The following is a 17,779-nucleotide window of genomic DNA, read 5'->3' as shown; positions in this document are numbered from 1 at the left end:
AAGAAAAGTGTTTATGAAAATCAAGTTTCATCATATTTTAATCGGGCTTTTTCTTGCTGCCTCGGGCTGTAAGAAAGACAATTACGATGCGCCCACATCAAGACTGAGCGGCAGGTTGGTTTACAAAGGAGAAGCTATAAACGTTGAGTATAACGCTGTCCCTTACCAAATATATCAACCAGGTTTTGCAACAAAATCGGCCATACAGGGAACCTTTGATCCCGATGGTAACTATGCGCAGTTATTGTTTGATGGTACCTACAAATTCACTATCCCTGCAAACCAGGGCCCCTTTATGTGGAAAGAGTTACCGGCCGGCACCCGCGATAGTTTAACCGTAAACCTAAAAGGCAGCCAAACAGTTGATATTGAGGTAACCCCTTATTACCTGGTACAAAATGCCAAGTTTACAGCAACCGGCAGAAAAGTAACAGCTACTTTTGATATACAGAAAATAATCACTGATGCTAATGCAAAAAACATCGATCGTGTTTATTTATATGTTAACAAAACACAGTTTGTGTCAGGTGGTTACCGTATAGGTGATGGCGATCCGCCATCAATTGCAGGTTCTGCCATTACAAGTATGACCAACCTGAGTTTGAGCTTTGACGTGCCTACTATAACTCCTACTCAGAATTATGTATTTGCACGTATTGGTTTAAAAATTGCCGGTGTTGAAGATCTTGTTTTCTCACCAGTGTCAAAAATAACCATACAATAAATTACCGGCCCCTGCCGTTGCGGTGGGGGCCATTTTTATATCCCTGCATAATTTAAATTAACATAATATCCTTACACACCATTTAACTGATGAAGAAACTATCGCTTTGCCTGTCTCTTTTTATTTCTACCTATTTATCTGCCAATGCACAGCAAGGCGAATGGCATTTGATAAAAGACAGGATCACAACCCCCTGGGCCGAAAAGGTTGACCCTAAGGCACCCCTACCCGAATATCCGCGCCCGCAATTGGTACGCGGCAACTGGCAAAACCTCAATGGTTTATGGAACTATGTCATAGTGCCTAAAGCAACCACAGGGCCTGCAAAATATGAAGGAAAGATCCTGGTGCCTTTCGCGGTCGAGTCGGCGCTATCTGGTGTAGGTAAAACGGTTGGTAAGGATAGCATGTTGTGGTATAAAACCACCATCAACTTAAACAAAACATTAAAAGGTAAAGACGTACTGCTGCATTTTGGTGCGGTTGACTGGCGTACCGAAGTATTTGTAAACGGAAAAAGCGCCGGTATCCATGAAGGCGGCTTTGATCCTTTTACATTTAATATTACCCCTTTGTTAAAAGGCGGTTCAAAGCAAGAAATTACCGTAAGCGTATGGGACCCAACAGACGATGGTCCGCAGCCGCGTGGTAAACAAGTTAAAAAGCCCGAAGGGATCTGGTACACTCCTGTTACCGGTATCTGGCAAACCGTTTGGTTGGAAGGTGTAGCTAAAACACACATTGAAGCCACCAAACAAACCCCTAACATTGACGATCACACACTATCGGTATCTGCCGAAGTTTCAAATAGCCAGCCGGGCGATAAACTGAAGATCAGCGCCTGGAGCGGCAAAACCCTTGTATCCGAAAAAACGATTGATGCCAGCGAAACCGCCGTGCTGGATATCAAAGATCAGCACTTATGGTCAACTACCGATCCGTTTTTGTATGACCTGAAAGTTGCCCTTATCCGCAATAACAAAGCGGTTGACGAGAATAGGCAGCTACTTTGCTATGCGTAAAATTTCGCTTGGTGCCGATGCTAATGGTATCCAGCGTATGTTGCTGAACAACAAATTTGTATTTCAATATGGCCCGCTTGATCAGGGTTGGTGGCCTGATGGTTTATACACCCCGCCAACATATGAGGCCATGAGCTTTGATATTGATAAGCTTAAGGAAATGGGCTTTAACATGATCCGTAAGCACATTAAAGTTGAACCTGCACGTTACTATGCTTACTGCGATAAAACAGGTATGCTGCTTTGGCAGGATATGCCGAGCGGCGATTTAGGTAACCATTGGGAAAATCGCCCGGGTGTGCTTGACGGCGCTACCGATCAGCAGCGTACTCCGGAATCTGAAGGCTACTACCGTAAAGAGTGGAATGCAATCATGAACTCATTATACAACTACCCATGCATTGTGGTATGGACACCGTTCAACGAAGCATGGGGCCAGTTTAAAACCGTGGAGATCACCGAATGGACGATGAAAAAAGACCCATCACGTTTGGTGAACAGTGCCAGCGGTGGCAACTTCTACGATACCGGTAACATTGTCGATTTGCATAACTATCCGCACCCTGCTATGCCACGTCCCGAGATTTTCGGTAAAACCAAAGCCGTGGTACTTGGCGAGTTTGGTGGTTTGGGCTGGCCGGTTGACGGCCATACCTGGCAGGCTAACAAAAACTGGGGGTATCAAAACTTCAAAAACGGCGACGACCTGTTTAAAAGATATTCAACCTTTACCGACAGGTTACAGGAGTTGATTAAGGTTGGTCTTTCGGCAGCAGTATATACACAAACAACAGATGTGGAGGGCGAAGTGAACGGCTTCATGACTTATGACCGTAAGGTTATTAAAATGCCTGTTGAATTGTTACAAAAAGCCAATAGCAAATTGTATGATCCTGCCCTGGTGAAATAATATCTTTACGTAATGACTATAAAAAACAGTATAAAATTAATACGCAGGGAAGTTTGTCTTTCTGTGGCCATGATCTGTGCGGGCTTTGCAACTGTGAATGCCCAGGGCGTGAAAGCAACCACAGTAACAACGGTTGATAACAAAGGCGCGAATGCTTTTTATATAAACAACCGCGCCCCCTTGCAAAGACAATATTTTACCAAATTGCCTACAGGTAGCATTGAAGCCGGCGGCTGGCTAAAAAAATGATGGAGCTGCAGCGCGACGGCTTAACAGGTAACCTGGGCGAGATCAGCGTATGGCTTTCAAAAACCAACAATGCCTGGCTTAACAAAGAGGGCAAAGGTGAATATGGTTGGGAAGAACTTCCCTACTGGCTAAAAGGTTATGCCGATATAGCTTACACGCTGAAGGATAAAAAGATGATTGCCGAAACCAAATTTTGGATTGATGCAGTATTGAATAATCAGCGTGACAACGGTGATTTTGGTCCAGCGGTTGAACATAACGGTAATCGCGACCTTTGGACTAACATGCCGATGCTTTGGTGCCTGCAATCATATTACGAATACACCAAAGATCCCCGCGTTATCCCTTTCATGACAAAATACTTTAAGTATGAGTTAGCTACGCCTGATAATAAATTTTTGGAAGATTACTGGGAAAACAGCCGCGGCGGCGATAACATGCTAAGCGTTTACTGGCTGTATAACCGCACCGGCGATAAGTTTTTGCTTGACTTAGCTACCAAACTTGACAAAAATACAGCCGACTGGCGCCAGGCTAATAACCTGCCCAACTGGCATAATGTTAACGTAGCTCAGTGTTTCCGTGAGCCGGCAACTTATTACCTGCAAAGTCATGATAAAAAAGATCTGGATGCTACCTATAACGATTTCAAACTGATTCGTGATATCTATGGCCAGGTTCCGGGCGGTATGTTCGGTGCCGATGAAAATGCCCGTAAAGGTTATGATGATCCGCGTCAGGCAGTAGAAACCTGTGGTTTGGTAGAGCAAATGACATCCGACCAGATGTTATTGGGCAATACCGGCGACCGTTTCTGGGCAGAGAATTGCGAGGACGTAGCTTTCAATACCTTCCCGGCTGCCTTTATGCCCGATTATCGTGCTTTACGTTATCTAACTGCACCTAACATGGTGGTGAGTGATGGTAAAAACCACCACCCGGGCATTGCCAATGAAGGTCCGTTTTTAATGATGAATCCTTTTGGTAGCCGCTGTTGCCAGCATAACCATGCCGCAGGCTGGGTATATTATGCCGAAAACAGCTGGATGGCTACTCCTGATAATGGCGTTGCCGCCTTGCTTTATACCGAAGGTAAGGTGAACGCAAAAGTTGGTAATGGCACTGCGGTAAGCATCGCAGAAACAAGCCACTATCCTTTCCAAGATCAGATCAACTTTACGGTTACTACACCTAAAGCAGTTGATTTTCCGCTTTACCTGCGCATACCTGAATGGTGCAAAGGCGCATCGGTAAAAGTTAATGGCGTCGCTGTAGATGTAAATACCTCAACAGGCTATTATATCCGCTTAGCTAAAAACTGGAAAAATGGCGATAAAGTAACGCTTCAGTTGCCAATGCAGCTTAAGGTGAAGGAATGGGCTAAAAACAAAAATAGCGTAAGTGTTAGCTATGGCCCGCTTACCTATTCTTTGAAAATAGAAGAGCAATATACCAAAGGAGATAACCTGAAAGATGCTCAGGGCGATTCGCACTGGCAGCCGGGCGCCGATCCTCAAAAATGGCCTTCTTACAATATCTACGCTGCATCGCCATGGAACTATGGTTTGCTGATAGATGAGCAACACCCTGAAAAATCAATAGAGGTTATTCACCGCGCATGGCCAAAGGATAATAACCCTTTTACCAACGCTAATGCGCCTATTGAATTAAAAGCTAAGGGAAAACAGCTACCCGATTGGAAAATTGATGAAACGGGCTTATGCGGTGTATTGCCGCAAAGTCCGGTGAAAACAGCAGAACCTTCTAAAGAGCTTACGCTGGTGCCGATGGGTGGTGCAAGGTTAAGGATCTCGGCTTTTCCGGTTGCTGAATAATGAAAAATGCATCCATGATAAAAGGAATACTATGCGGTTTAATGATGATGGCTGGTTTTGCCGCCCTGGCACAGGATGCTGAGGTTAAAAATCAGCCCCCATCACCGCTGTACCGCGACCCGATTTACGATGGCGCTGCCGATCCTGTTTTGGTTTATAACAAAGCCGAAAAAGAGTGGGCAATGTTATATACCCAGCGCCGGGCCAACGTACAATCGCCGGGAGTAGCATTTTGTTACGGTACCGCTATTGGTGTTGCCACTTCGAAGGATCACGGGCATACCTGGGTTTATCGTGGTGCGCTGAACCTGGAGCATGAGCGAGGTCAAAACACTTTTTGGGCACCCGATGTGGTTTTTGATAAAGGCGTATACCACATGTTTGTAGTATATATCCCCGGAGTGTACAGCCAGTGGGGCGGCGATTCGCACCTGGTACATTACACCAGTAAAAACCTTTGGGACTGGAAATACGCGGGCCCGCTGAATTTGCCGGATCATAATATCATCGACCCAACACTAATGAAACTGCCCGATGGCAAATGGCACATGTGGTACAAGGATCAAAAGCTGGGCAGCATCACCATGACTGCCGAAAGTAATGATCTGGTAAACTGGAAAGCTGATGATAAACCTGCTATTGAAGGCCGCGCACATGAAGGGCCAAAGATCTTCCGGTTTAAAGATTATTACTGGATGATTACCGATGAGTGGCAAGGTCAGCGTGTCTACAGATCAAAAGATGCCAAAACCTGGGAGCATCAGGGCTTGGTGCTGGATAAGCCTGGTCATCGGCCGGAAGATACACCAACAGGAGCTCACGCCGATGTGATAGTAAGTGAAGGCCATGCTTATATCATTTACTTTACCCACCCCGGTCGTAAAAAGCATTTTGAAGATGGTGGGCTTGATGCCGATGGTGCCTACAGCTATACAACCAAGCGCACATCCATCCATGCTGCCGAATTGGAGTTTAACGGCGAAACATTGATTTGCGACAGGGATAAGCCATTCGGTTTTTGGTTGGCCGATGTCAAATAACTATCGACAAAAATATAGAAAATATAATTGGTTATGCGGCAGATATTCATTTGGTTAATGGGTGTGTTTGCCCCGGTGATGGTTCTGGGGCAACACTATGCCGTTAACAATAAAACCATTGCCTGGGATCAAACCACCTTAAAACAGGTGGGGAGCAAAAACGGCAATTACGCCCGCATGATCCAGTTGAGTAATGGCAACCTGTTTTGTGTTTATGAAAGTGCCGGAGGTATTGAATGCATTACAAGTACTGATTTAGGTAAAAGCTGGAAGCCTCCTGTAATAATTGCCCGGCCAGTGCCGGGCGTAAACATGGCAGTGCCCGAGATACTGGAGTTGAAAGATCATTCATTCCTGGCATCATACAACCCTCGCCCACACAAAGTAAACGGTGCTTGGGATACAACCAAACACTTTGCCATCTGCACAAAAAAGAGCTACGATAAAGGCAAAACCTGGACGGATGAACGCCTGATTTATCAGGCTCGTTATAATTTTGATGATGGCTGCTGGGAGCCATCGCAGATTCAATTGCCATCGGGCGAGATCCAGTTGTTCTTTTCAAACGAGGGTGTCTACACCAAATCAAACGAGCAAAATATTTCCATATTCCGGTCGAAGGATAACGGCTTAAGCTGGACAAAACAGCCTCAAATTGTATCTTTCAGACCGGGCCATAGGGATGGTATGCCGGTACCAGTCATCCTGAAAGGAAAAAATGAAATTGCTTTTTCGATAGAGGATAATGCCGGTGCAACTTTTAAACCGTCTATCATCCGCAACAGCATCGGCCAAAATTGGAAAAAAACGGTTGGCCCCGATGATACCGAACGCACATACGCGCTCACACCCAAATTGCAGGATACAGTTTACGCCGGAGCGCCTTATTTAAGGCAACTGCTCAGCGGCGAAACAGTACTATCCTATCAAAGTACGCAAAACCGCAACCATAACTGGGAGCAGGCTTGTATGCAGGTAGCTTTAGGTAATAATGATGCTAAGGATTTTGTAAGCGTACCAACGCCGTTTGATATTCCGCTTAACAAACACGGATTGTGGAATGCGTTGTGTGTGCTTAATGATGACACCATCATTGCACTTACATCAACCAATGCCTTTGGGAAAGGGACGGAGATATGGATGATAAAGGGAAGAGTGATAAAGAATAAATAAGCAAATCTTAGCCGCCGGTCGGCTCCAGCCGAGCGGCAGTTATTAAGCGGCCTCTGGCCGCCGAATTTGGAGCAGCAGGCCAGTTGGGATAATTGCCACTCGGCTGGAGCCGAGCGGCGGCGTGTGTAATAAAAAGTAAAAGGCAAGGGAATGTGCGATTCCCCTCTTGAGAGGGGCGGAGGGGTGTGTTTAACAAAGCGACGAATAAACGCTGAAGAAACACACCCCTGTCATCACACTATCCTATGCGCCCCCTCTCAAGAGGGGAATTAAAAAAAGGAAAGAATTAAACTATTAAACATTTATAAATGCAAACAAAATTAAAAGTATTGGCGCTTGCTTTAGCAATGCCATTGGGGATGAGGGTAATGGCGCAGCAAAAAGCGCCGGCGCAGGTATGGTCGCAGGAGAAGGCAAAAACATGGTATGCGCAGCAGCAATGGCTGGTTGGTGCCGATTTTATTCCAAGTACGGCCATCAATCAGTTGGAAATGTGGCAGGCCGATACTTTCGATCCAAAAACGATAGATAGGGAATTAGGCTATGCACAGGGCATCGGCATGAATGTGATGCGCGTATTCCTGCACCATTTAGCCTGGAAACAGGATCCGGAAGGTTTCAAAAAACGCATGGACGAGATACCTGGCTATTTCAAGTAAACACGGCGTAAAAACCATGTTTGTATTTTTTGATGACTGCTGGAATAAAGTACCTAAAATAGGTAAACAACCAGAGCCAAAACCGGGTATTCACAATTCGGGATGGATGCAGGATCCGGGACAGCCTGCATCTGATAACGCAGCCAACTCTCCTGTGCTTGAAAAATATGTAAAGGATGTATTGAAGCGCTTCGCTAATGATAAACGCATTTTGCTTTGGGACCTGTACAACGAACCGGGCAACTCGGATAAAGGGAACAAAACCTTACCTTTACTTAAAAGTGTGTTTAAATGGGCAAGACAGGTAAATCCGAGTCAACCAATTAGTGCCGGTGTTTGGCGTTGGGACCTGGAGGATTTGAACAAGTTTCAGATAGCTAATTCGGATGTTGTAACCTATCATGATTATACGCCTGAAGGTGATCATCTGAAAACAGTACAATTTTTGAAAATGAACGGTCGCCCTTTAATTTGTACCGAATATATGGCCCGTCCGCGCAATAGTCTGTTTGGCACAGTATTACCAATGCTAAAAAAAGAAAATGTGGGTGCTATAAACTGGGGGTTTGTAAGCGGCAAAACCAATACTATTTACGCCTGGGATACCCCAATGCCTGATGGCAAAGAACCTAAACTCTGGTTCCATGATATTTTCCGTAAGGATGGTACTGCCTACATCCCGGAGGAAACAAACCTAATCAAGAAATTGACCGAAAGATAGTTTCAGATGTGCGGATTTCACATGTGCGGATGTACAGATGATTTCCGAATGCTGAAACCACCGTTTTAAATAGAGACGCATCCATTCCTGTTCGTCTCCCGCGTTAACCTATCACACAAATCTGCTTATCACCTGAAATGCAGGTTTATTACAGACTTACGAAGTTTTAAAAACTTCGTAAGTCTTGTTCCGAGTTATAAACCAATGACACCTATGAAAAAGTTTTTTAATTATCTGATGCTGGGCCTGCTCGGCACTATGACCGCCTGCCGCAGCCATGCGCAGCAAGTTGAGCCAGCTAAGCAGTCAGCACCCTATAGCGGCCTTATCCACGTTGTGCTTGACAGGGATTTCCCCGATCCTACAGTGATCAGTTATAATGGCAAGTATTATGCCTACGCAACCCAATCGCCGGGTGGTGAGGGAAAGATGATCAATATCCAGGTGGCCTGGTCAACCGATCATGAACACTGGACATATGCGGGTGACGCTTTGCCTCAAAAACCTTCATGGGCTTCTAATACCCAAAACTTTTGGGCACCGGATGTTTTCTTCGATGCCAAACTCAACAAATTCGTCATGTTCTTTTCCGCCGATCCCAATGAGTTGACCGGCAAATGGATGGGGATAGCCTATGCTGATAACCCGCTTGGGCCTTTTATCGATAGAGGCACGCCATTTATGAAAGGCCCAAGTTTTCACTGTATAGATCCTAAAGCTTTTGTTGACCCTAAAACCGGGAAACATTTTCTTTACTGGGGATCGGACTTCCAGCCTTTGAGAGTACAGGAAATGAAAGATGACTGGTCGGACTTTAAAGAAGGTTCACAGCCAACAGTTGTGGTTGAGCCGGGCAAGGATAAAAGTTACAGCAATTTGGTTGAAGGATCATGGCTTGATTATGATAACGGAACCTATTACCTGTATTATTCGGGCGATAATTGTTGTGGTGCCGGTGCCAATTACGCGGTTATGATAGCGAAGGCCGATAATCCGCTTGGCCCGTTTTTAAGGTTGGGTGAAAGTGATAAAACCCTCAATAGCGCTATATTGGTTAAAGATGCTGTTTACACGGCTCCTGGTCATAATTCTATTTTTACCGACGAAAAGGGAAACAAATTTATAGCTTATCATGCAATTGAAATAGCCCATAAGGAAAAGGGAAGGGTAATGTGTACCAGCCCTATCAAATATCAAAACGGCTGGCCGGTAGTAACTAAATAAATACAACATGGTTCATCAATTAAAACATCTTGCACTTTGCGGATTACTGTCGCTGGCTTTTTTTAAAGTTCAGGCGCAGGTATCAGGTAATAAAAACTTTAAACCGGCAGCCGGCGTAAGTGTAATGGCAAATACCGCAAACGTAACGGTAACCTGGCCGGCAGGGATTAACAGCAAGGCTAAACTTGTTTTAAATTTAAAAAATGGCGAACCGCTATTTACCAGCGTACAGTTAAGTAAAAGAGGTATTTACAAGCCGATAATTGAAAATATCGATCCGCAGTTTATCCTTACAGAAGGTAAGCGTGACCTCATCTCTCAAAACGGCTGGAACATCTTTTTTGATAAAGTACCGCTGAAACCTCACCATTCATACAAAATAGATTTTCATAAAAAGGGCATCAGCGTAAGCAACAAAGGCTCGCGCACTATAATTACACTGCCCGGATTAGAAGCTCCCAATTTTAAAGGCGACCTGGAGATAACCCTCTATAACGGCGAGCCCATGTTTAATGTGGCCGCGATTGTATCTACACAAATTGACTCGACAGCTATTTTGTATGATGCCGGTTTGGTAGCGAAAACCAACCCGGTTAAAGCTGTCAATTACAGTGATGTTTATGAACACCTGCAAACAGAAGATGTCAGTAAGCCTGATACTGCTAAAAATCTTGCTGTAAAATACCGTACTATCATCGGGAGCAACGATAAGGGCAGCATAGCCGTGTTTCCCGCGCCGCACCAGTATTTTTATCCTTTGGATGAAGCCTTTAATCTCAAATTTGTATGGTATGGCAGTAATTATCGCAACCTGCTTCCGGGCTATGGCCTTGGCATCCGGCAGGAATTGCAGGGCGATAAACGGTACGTTCCCTGGTTTAACGCGCCTCCGGGAACTAAACAACGACTCAACTTTTTTGCCTGCTGGGTAATGATGGTGCCGATAACCTGCTGAATAAAGTAAAGCAATTCACCCATGATGACAGTTACAAGCCGCTACCGGGTTATAAAACCATGGCAAGTCATTTTCATAATGAGTTTATCATGAGCGTGGTGCTGGCGGGTAAGCCGGTCCCGGACAGCCCGTCGTTTGTGAAAGTGCTGAAAAGGCAGGGCATCAACATCATTCATTTGGCTGAGTTTCATTACACAGCGCACCCTAAAGGACCGGACGAGCAGCGCCTTAAAGAATTAAAAGCGCTGTTTGATCAGTGTAGCCACTTGTCTGATTCTAATTTTTTACTGCTGCCCGGCGAAGAGCCTAATGAATTTTTTGGCGGCCATTGGCTGGCATTTTTTCCTAAGCCGGTTTACTGGGTCATGTCGCGCAAGGCGGGTACGCCTTTTGAAAGTACCGATGCCGAACATGGCAAAGTTTACCACATTGGTGACAAAGCCGATATGCTGAACCTGCTTAAAGCGGAAAATGGTTTGGCTTGGACAGCGCATGCCCGTACAAAGGGATCAACCGGTTTCCCGGATGCTTATAAGAAGGAAGATTTTTACCTGTCCGACAGATTTTTAGGAGCTGCCTGGAAAGCTTTACCGGCCGATCTGTCCGAACCGCGTTTGGGTAAACGGGTATTTGACCTGATGGATGATATGAATAATTGGGGGCTGAAAAAGAAAATACTCTCTGAAGCCGACCTCTTCAGTATCGAGCCAGAAAACGAAATGTATGCCCATCTCAACGTAAACTACCTGAAACTTGCCAAACAGCCGCAATATAAAAATGGCTGGCAGCCGGTGCTTGATGTTTTGGAGCAAGGCAAATTTTTCTCTACCACCGGCGAAGTTTTAATCGAAGATTTTACAGTAAATGGCCATTCATCAGGAGAAACTATTGCCCTCCCGGCTGACGGCAAATGCACGGTGAACTTTAAAACCAGCTGGACATTCCCGCTCAACTTTGCTGAAATCATTTCAGGAGATGGGAAGCGGGTTTATCGTGAGCGCATCGATCTTACATCAACGCAGGCCTTCGGCACAAAAACATTTAATAAAGTGCTCAATATGAAAGGCCGCAAATGGGCACGATTGGAAGTTTGGGATGCCGCCGTTGATGGTGCTTATACGCAAACGGTTTGGTTGAAGTAAAAACCTCAAACCAATGCCGCCGCTCGGCTCCAGCCGAGTGGCAACTATCAAAACGGCCTCTGGCCGGCGTGAATCCACATGGCTGACATAGGCCAGAGACCTGGAAATAACTGCCACTCGGCAGGAGCCGAGCGGCGGCGGGTGATTTTTCCTCCGCCGTTGTTGGTGGTGACAACACCGGCAACGGCATAGCTACAAGATTGCCGCGTCGCGCCAGATGCTCTCACCCATGCGGCTCCTCGCAATGACATAATTTTATTTTACAGGGACTTTAACCAACGCCCGTTCTGTAAAGAAACTTTTAAGGGCTGCTATTTTCCCGGTGCGGATGAGATAGCTAATGAATAAGGCAATTAACATAAATTTTTACTTAACAATACTTGCAAAACGTTGATAAAAGGCGGTAGGGCTGTCGGCATGCTTTGGCTCATATTTGCCTGCAATAAGGGGGATATAGATTACCCTGCGGCGGCTTGCTTCACCAACTACGGTTGACTGGGCTACGCGGTGCCACAAGCGGCCATCATGTATGGTCAGGTCGCCCGCAGTGGGGATAATAGCTACCTCATTTTCGTCGGTATCATGGTCAAGGAAATACTTTTTACGGAAAAGCATCTGGTAAAGGTTTTGCTTATGTGTGCCGGGCAGGATGCGTAAACCGCCATTCTCCGGTTTTAAAGTGCTCAGGTGAATCCCAACATTCAGCATCGGGTTTAACTTTTGGCCATGAAAAATATCGCGCAAACCGTCGGTATGCCAGCCCATTTTAGTAAAACTGCTTTCGGGGCCATTTACATAGTGGTTAAATACCATGCCGTCTTTTTCGTCGGTGCCCAGGCGCGAACCTTCACCTATGAGGTTAAGCAGTACCTCGAAACGCGGATCTTTGGTAAATTCATTTAACAGGTTATGGTGCTGATTGATAAAAGCAAAACGCTGCACAATAGGTGACCCGTCAAGATCTTTACCGTATTTGATGGGTACGCCGTTTACCTTTTCGGTGTTATTATTTATCCAGGTGTTTTCAACCTGTTTTGATGCATTGATGATGTCGGTAACAGTTTCGGGCTTGATGAAATTTTTGAAATGGATAAAGCCGTGCTGATTAAAAAAGCCTGTTGTTCGGGCGTAATTGTTGAGCCTAAGGTGAATTTTTGATATGACGCTGCCATGTGGTGGAAAGATATTATTGTAACCTAAAAATGGATTTGTAAACGCTGTTACCGCTTAAGCGGCAGGGTAAGAAAGGAGCAGGTCCTTTTAAGGGAAATTAACAACAACAGCTGCACATGACCCTTGTTATGAAGGGCATTCGCATTGGGCATGCAAATAATATGTTGCGCGTATTGTTCAATGTATATTAAATCTATCTTTTTAATAGATTAATACAAATGTAAACAAATTGTTAATCACTCCAAATATTTATGAAAATATTTTTTAATGCTTGTAAAGCCCTGCTGTTACACGTTCAATCAGATTTTTAGGGCCATGTGTTGCCGCTACGGCCGAAAGCTTGTTTAAAAATCCGGGTACTATTTCGGCCTTTTTGTTGAACATTCCATTTATCCCTATCGCCGCAACTTTATCGGGATTCATATTAAACTTGGCTGCCAGTTCGGCCAGGGCATCCATCCCTGCGCTGTGGGCAAAGCCTGTGTCTGTAGGGCCAGGGCAAAGGCAGCTTACTGATACCGGCGTGTCCTTAAGCTCGTATCTTAAAGCCCGACTAAATGATAAAACAAACGCTTTGGTGGCTGCATATACAGCCAGCGTTGGTACAGCCTGGTAAGCCGCGGTGCTGGATATATTGAGGATAAAAGCCCGCTGCTGCAATTTTAAAAGCGGGATAAAATGATAGGAGAGCTCGGTAAGGGCATTCATATTGACCTGCATCATCCGGGTTTGTGCGCTCAGATCCAGCTCATCGAAATTTCCCCACGCACCATGCCCCGCGTTATTTATTAATATCGATACAGGTACATCTAAGTTTTTAGCCCAGTCAAAGACCCGGAGGGCCGCACCTGCACCGGAAAGATCAATCGCGAGATAATCAGTCTGAACATAAAAGTCGGCTTTTATTTGGGCAGATAAAGCAATGAGGTCATTTTCTGACCGGGAAACCAGCAGTAGGTTATATCCTTTTTGAGCCAGCAATATAGCCATTGACCGCCCAATGCCTTTACCTGCTCCCGTAACTAAAGCGTACTGATCCATTATTTTTATGAGTTATATCTGCGATGCAAGTTTAAATAAAATAGTCTACTAAACTTGTAGACTATTTAAAATATTGTTACGTTTGTATTGATATGAAAACTATACTGCCCCGTTTTCGTTTTTTAAGCTATAACCAGCAAGGTTATTGTTGTTGCTGGTAAATCGTAACCGCTCCCCTACCCGTTATTATATCTGTAACACAACAATTATCACAAGCTTAAAATTGATCATGACCGCTTATCGTACAAAATATTTATTCAGCGCCCTTGTAGTCATTAGTTATATGTTATCTGTACTTCCGGCATCCGCCCAGCTCTTGGCTTCGGTGCGATACAAGCTTAACCTGTTGCCCGACACATCCGCCCATAGTATAATTGATGATAGCTATTCGTCCAAACTGCTTGCGGGGGTATCAAACAAACCTGTTATTGATAAAGCCAATGCGGTTTTTGAAACTGATCTGGAAAGTGAGCTGGATACCCATGCCGGTCGCAAAAAGGTTTTGAGCTATTTAAAAGAGCTATCGGCCAACAATACCGGCGAAAGTAATTATAACCAGGCCAAAGTTAAATCATATTATAAGCTTGCCAATGTATTTGCCAAGCTGCATTTGTATCCTTTGGCCATGAAGTGCTTTTTTAAAGCGATGGTATCTAAAAAGGTGGGGAGTGATCTTATACCCGCTGCGCCGGATTCTGTTATTGCTGATACAACCGGCCGGCAGTTACATTTAAACAGTGGCCTGTTGGCCATTAACGCGAATGACGATTCGGTATTTGTAAACACCCCGGTTCAATTAAAAGATAAAAAAGAAAAAAGAGCAAGTCTATCACTTATAACCGCATCCTGAACACATTTAATGATGGTAAAAAAGCGGCTGCTTACGCATTGTTATTTCATGTAAAACAACCAAAACCGGGTAAACCGACTGTATTTGTACGGGCCAACACCGGTCATACTTTTATCACCCTCATCAAGTACAACGCCGATTCAAGCTCGGTTTCTGTTTCCTTCGGATTTTATCCTAAAAAGGACAATATATTTTCAGCCACTCCATGGGAGCCGGAAACCTCGGGCACTTTCAAAAATGATGAGGCGCACAAGTGGGATGAAGTAATGGGCAAGTTTATAACCGAACGCCGGTTTAAAAGAATCCTGAAGCTCACCCGTTTATACGATGGGTTGGAGTATCACCTGTCAAAAAATAACTGTACCGATTTTGCTTTACAGGCAGCTTCCTATGCCGGATTTGGGGTTACCAACTCAAAAGGCTCATGGCCGCTGGGCCAGGGAAACAATCCCGGAACAACCGGGCAAAGCATTATAGCAGGTGGTATTTATGATAATGATAAAGCCGATCTTTTTATTGATTTTGATGAAAATCTGAAATAAAGGTTAAACAGATTTAAGCACACTTCCTTCCGTTCCAACCTCAAGTATGTGCCATAACCCGCATGTAAGGGCGAAATTGTTTCTTTGATGACCCACCGGAAAATCAAAGCAAACTGGATAGTCATAGTCTTTTACTTTTTCGGTAACGATATCATAAATGCTGTGGCCAAATTCTTCGCCTTCAATATCGGGCGTTAGTTGAAAGCCTCCTATAATTAGCCCGGCCAGGTGCGAAAGTTTACCGCATTGCTTTAGGTTCCAGAACATGCGGTCGATATTGTAAAGGCGTTCATGGGTATCTTCAACAAATAAGATTTTTCCATTCGTATCAAGGTCAGACGGCGTACCCGAAAGCGTCGCGATCAGGCTCAGGTTACCGCCAACCAATAGGGCTTCGGTTTTTCCGGAGCGGTTTTGGGGGCAAGCAGGTGACGAGATAATTAAGGCTTTCGCCGGTAAGCGCCTGCCTTATGGATTGAATAGTGGCTATCTGCATAGCATCGGCCTTTGCCCAGTCATCAGGAAAACTGTTGCACATTTTTGAATGCAGTGTTGCAATACCAAAATTCCGGTTGATATGGCAATGCAGGGCGGTAATGTCGCTGAAGCCGATAATCCATTTAGGATTTTTCTTAAACTGTTTGAAATTGAGTCGGTCAATGATCCTCACCAATCCGTAACCCCCTCTTGCACACATAATGGCTTTAATCTCGGGGTTATCCAGCATCTGCTGCAGGTCTGCCACGCGTTCTTCATCTGTTCCCCCGTATATAAAATCCTTTTTGCCGGTGTTATCGCCAATCTGCACCTTAAAGCCCCAGTTTTGTATAAGTTGTACAGCCGGCATAAGGTCGGCCAGGCTCATATATCCCGATGGACTAATAATGCCTATGGTATCTCCGGGTTGCAAATAAGGAGGGATTTTGTGACGGGCTTTAGTATAGGGATTTGTTGGAGTAACCGACCATGCCCCTGAGGTTGATAAAGCGGCGCCGGCCGTGACTAAGGAGGATATGAAGCGTTTTCGGTTCATTTTATACCTGCTGCATTTTGATGCAACAGCGTTTATAAAAGTATGAAAAAACGGGAGTATAAGTAATGAATACCTCGCAGGTAAAATTCATTATCCTATAATCTTTACATAACCCCTCACCTGCTTTTACCTAAAGATAAGTAAATTTGAATTTGATGAAGATAAAGCATATCCCATTTACCGGACTTAAATTATTTATAGGGTTAACCCTAATGCTATTGTCTCTCGTTTTCCAGGCTTGCCACACCTCCGGCCGTAAAAATGAAACTGACACCACAAACCCAAGGCTTGTTAATGCATCATCTGCCGGATTTAAAGTTAAAGCGGCCATTTCCTGTACCAAAAACGGGATGATCAGGGAAGACAGCATTTTATACATGCAGCAAGGCGGGGAGGCATTTAAACCCACAATAGTTAACTTGAATGGTACATCTGCCAATAAAGCTGATCAGGATATGGCATGGATTCCTGGTGGTACCTTTAGCATGGGTGGGGTTAATCCAAGGGGTATGACCGATGGCGGTATGGAAGCCATGGACGATGCCAGGCCTGTTCACCGGGTATTTGTTGATGGTTTTTACATGGATAAAACCGAGGTAACCAATAACCAGTTTGCCAAATTTGTAAAAGCTACCGGCTACATAACCGTGGCTGAACAAAAACCCACCGAGGCAGAATTTGCCGGTGTTCCGGCCGAAAAACTGGTTGCCGGATCGGTTGTTTTTACGCCTCCGCATCAAAAAGTGCAATTAGATGATATTTCGCAATGGTGGTCGTACCAAAACGGGGCCGACTGGAAACACCCGCTTGGACCGGGTTCTGACTTGATAGGTAAAGAAGATTACCCGGTAGTACAGGTAGCCTGGGAAGATGCTGCTGCCTATGCCAAATGGGCCGGAAAACGCCTGCCCACAGAGGCCGAATGGGAGTTTGCAGCAAGAGGAGGTAAAGCCGGTGAACTATATCCCTGGGGCAACCAGTTAAAACAGAACGGACGCTGGATGGCCAACACATTCCAGGGATCTTTTCCTGATCATGATGATGCCGAAGATGGTGAAACCGGCCTGGGGCCGGTAAAAAAATACCCGGCGAATGCTTACGGTTTGTATGATATGGCCGGCAACGCATGGGAATGGTGTGCTGACTGGTACCGAAATGATTATTACAATAGCTTTAATCCTAATATGGTTGCGCGCAATCCTAAAGGGCCTTCTGATTCTTCAGATCCGCAGGAGCCGGGGCAAAAAAGAAGGTTCAAAGAGGCGGCTCATTTTTATGTACCGACCAGTACTGCACCCGCTATATGGTAGGCTCGAGAGGTAAAGGCGAATATCGCTCGGCAACAAACCACGTTGGCTTTAGATGTGTAAAGGATGTTAAGCATGGTAATAATACGACACAGGACACCCAAAAAGCACTTTAATATTTTTCGTGATATTTATATATAAGAATTTATCGGGAACAATGGGTAACAAGTTCAAAAGCT

At 45.0% G+C, this 17,779-nt stretch carries 19 protein-coding genes and 1 pseudogene; 16 read left to right on the top strand and 4 right to left on the bottom strand.

All coding sequences use genetic code 11. The features are described 5' to 3' along the window. Nucleotides 1-13 precede the first annotated feature (13 nt). The 12 genes from ACRQ5D_RS14515 to ACRQ5D_RS14460 all read left to right on the top strand — a co-directional run bounded on the left by ACRQ5D_RS14515 (nucleotide 14) and on the right by ACRQ5D_RS14460 (nucleotide 11,654). Nucleotides 14-724, top strand: a complete 711-nt coding sequence (locus ACRQ5D_RS14515; protein WP_091172242.1) for a DUF3823 domain-containing protein — start codon at nucleotides 14-16, stop codon at nucleotides 722-724. Between the two features lie 89 nt (nucleotides 725-813). Then, nucleotides 814-1,746: a sugar-binding domain-containing protein gene (locus tag ACRQ5D_RS14510; RefSeq protein ID WP_432329314.1), complete on the top strand. Its 933-nt coding sequence runs from the start codon at nucleotides 814-816 to the stop codon at nucleotides 1,744-1,746. After that, nucleotides 1,712-2,656, top strand: a complete 945-nt coding sequence (locus ACRQ5D_RS14505; protein ID WP_432329313.1) for a glycoside hydrolase family 2 TIM barrel-domain containing protein — start codon at nucleotides 1,712-1,714, stop codon at nucleotides 2,654-2,656. Before ACRQ5D_RS14510 ends, ACRQ5D_RS14505 begins: the two co-directional genes overlap by 35 nt. Nucleotides 2,657-2,668: 12 nt before the next feature. Continuing rightward, entirely contained in the window at nucleotides 2,669-2,905 is a 237-nt protein-coding gene (locus ACRQ5D_RS14500; protein WP_431199875.1) for a hypothetical protein, read from the top strand. Continuing rightward, nucleotides 2,902-4,740, top strand: a complete 1,839-nt coding sequence (locus ACRQ5D_RS14495) for a beta-L-arabinofuranosidase domain-containing protein (RefSeq protein ID WP_431199874.1) — start codon at nucleotides 2,902-2,904, stop codon at nucleotides 4,738-4,740. Before ACRQ5D_RS14500 ends, ACRQ5D_RS14495 begins: the two co-directional genes overlap by 4 nt. Further along, nucleotides 4,740-5,780, top strand: coding sequence for a family 43 glycosylhydrolase (locus ACRQ5D_RS14490; RefSeq protein ID WP_431199873.1), 1,041 nt, complete (start codon nucleotides 4,740-4,742; stop codon nucleotides 5,778-5,780). The genes ACRQ5D_RS14495 and ACRQ5D_RS14490 overlap by 1 nt, the downstream gene beginning before the upstream one ends. 33 nt (nucleotides 5,781-5,813) lie before the next feature. Then, the gene (locus ACRQ5D_RS14485; protein ID WP_091172236.1) at nucleotides 5,814-6,953 is read left to right on the top strand and encodes a sialidase family protein; all 1,140 of its coding nucleotides are present in this window, start codon (nucleotides 5,814-5,816) and stop codon (nucleotides 6,951-6,953) included. A 308-nt stretch (nucleotides 6,954-7,261) separates the two neighbouring features. Beyond that, nucleotides 7,262-7,612 carry a hypothetical protein gene (locus tag ACRQ5D_RS14480; RefSeq protein ID WP_431199872.1) on the top strand — a complete coding sequence of 117 codons (351 nt, stop codon included), beginning with the start codon at nucleotides 7,262-7,264 and terminating at the stop codon, nucleotides 7,610-7,612. Between the two features lie 16 nt (nucleotides 7,613-7,628). After that, entirely contained in the window at nucleotides 7,629-8,333 is a 705-nt protein-coding gene (locus ACRQ5D_RS14475) for a cellulase family glycosylhydrolase (RefSeq protein ID WP_432329310.1), read from the top strand. 213 nt (nucleotides 8,334-8,546) lie between these two features. Continuing rightward, the gene (locus tag ACRQ5D_RS14470) at nucleotides 8,547-9,557 is read left to right on the top strand and encodes a glycoside hydrolase family 43 protein (protein ID WP_176844532.1); all 1,011 of its coding nucleotides are present in this window, start codon (nucleotides 8,547-8,549) and stop codon (nucleotides 9,555-9,557) included. Between the two features lie 7 nt (nucleotides 9,558-9,564). Next, nucleotides 9,565-10,512, top strand: coding sequence for a hypothetical protein (locus tag ACRQ5D_RS14465; protein WP_432329308.1), 948 nt, complete (start codon nucleotides 9,565-9,567; stop codon nucleotides 10,510-10,512). A 59-nt stretch (nucleotides 10,513-10,571) separates the two neighbouring features. Further along, nucleotides 10,572-11,654 carry a hypothetical protein gene (locus ACRQ5D_RS14460; RefSeq protein WP_432329306.1) on the top strand — a complete coding sequence of 361 codons (1,083 nt, stop codon included), beginning with the start codon at nucleotides 10,572-10,574 and terminating at the stop codon, nucleotides 11,652-11,654. Between the two features lie 366 nt (nucleotides 11,655-12,020). Here the strand turns inward: ACRQ5D_RS14460 and ACRQ5D_RS14455 are convergent, their stop codons facing one another. Both ACRQ5D_RS14455 and ACRQ5D_RS14450 read right to left on the bottom strand, forming a co-directional pair. Next, entirely contained in the window at nucleotides 12,021-12,704 is a 684-nt protein-coding gene (locus tag ACRQ5D_RS14455; protein ID WP_431200791.1) for a phytanoyl-CoA dioxygenase family protein, read from the bottom strand. Nucleotides 12,705-13,091: 387 nt separating this feature from the next. Further along, complete coding sequence (locus tag ACRQ5D_RS14450; RefSeq protein ID WP_091172228.1) at nucleotides 13,092-13,868, bottom strand: SDR family NAD(P)-dependent oxidoreductase; 777 nt, start codon at nucleotides 13,866-13,868, stop codon at nucleotides 13,092-13,094. A gap of 229 nt (nucleotides 13,869-14,097) precedes the next feature. On the opposite strand from ACRQ5D_RS14450, the gene ACRQ5D_RS14445 reads away from it, so the two are divergent. Both ACRQ5D_RS14445 and ACRQ5D_RS14440 read left to right on the top strand, forming a co-directional pair. After that, nucleotides 14,098-14,718 carry a hypothetical protein gene (locus tag ACRQ5D_RS14445; protein WP_431199869.1) on the top strand — a complete coding sequence of 207 codons (621 nt, stop codon included), beginning with the start codon at nucleotides 14,098-14,100 and terminating at the stop codon, nucleotides 14,716-14,718. Between the two features lie 38 nt (nucleotides 14,719-14,756). After that, nucleotides 14,757-15,260 carry a hypothetical protein gene (locus ACRQ5D_RS14440; protein WP_431199868.1) on the top strand — a complete coding sequence of 168 codons (504 nt, stop codon included), beginning with the start codon at nucleotides 14,757-14,759 and terminating at the stop codon, nucleotides 15,258-15,260. Nucleotides 15,261-15,263: 3 nt separating this feature from the next. Here the strand turns inward: ACRQ5D_RS14440 and ACRQ5D_RS14435 are convergent, their stop codons facing one another. Together ACRQ5D_RS14435 and ACRQ5D_RS14430 are read right to left on the bottom strand one after the other, a co-directional pair. After that, a complete protein-coding gene (locus ACRQ5D_RS14435; protein WP_431199867.1) occupies nucleotides 15,264-15,647 on the bottom strand; it encodes a hypothetical protein in 384 nt (127 codons plus the stop codon). After that, on the bottom strand, nucleotides 15,634-16,293 hold the full coding sequence (locus tag ACRQ5D_RS14430; RefSeq protein WP_432329304.1) for a S66 peptidase family protein: 660 nt from the start codon (nucleotides 16,291-16,293) through the stop codon (nucleotides 15,634-15,636). The genes ACRQ5D_RS14435 and ACRQ5D_RS14430 overlap by 14 nt, the downstream gene beginning before the upstream one ends. A gap of 155 nt (nucleotides 16,294-16,448) precedes the next feature. Here ACRQ5D_RS14430 and ACRQ5D_RS14425 point away from each other — a divergent pair, with 155 nt between their 5' ends. Both ACRQ5D_RS14425 and ACRQ5D_RS14420 read left to right on the top strand, forming a co-directional pair. Continuing rightward, a complete protein-coding gene (locus tag ACRQ5D_RS14425; protein ID WP_431199865.1) occupies nucleotides 16,449-17,603 on the top strand; it encodes a formylglycine-generating enzyme family protein in 1,155 nt (384 codons plus the stop codon). Further along, nucleotides 17,591-17,716: pseudogene (locus tag ACRQ5D_RS14420) on the top strand (hypothetical protein); the annotation flags it as partial. The gene ACRQ5D_RS14425 and the pseudogene ACRQ5D_RS14420, both read left to right, overlap by 13 nt. Nucleotides 17,717-17,779 lie beyond the last annotated feature (63 nt).

It is taken from the genome of Mucilaginibacter sp. P25, assembly GCF_050859465.1.
GTDB lineage: Bacteria > Bacteroidota > Bacteroidia > Sphingobacteriales > Sphingobacteriaceae > Mucilaginibacter > Mucilaginibacter gossypii.
The sequence above is the reverse complement of the archived record's forward strand: the minus strand, read 5'-3'. Positions and strand labels throughout refer to the sequence as shown.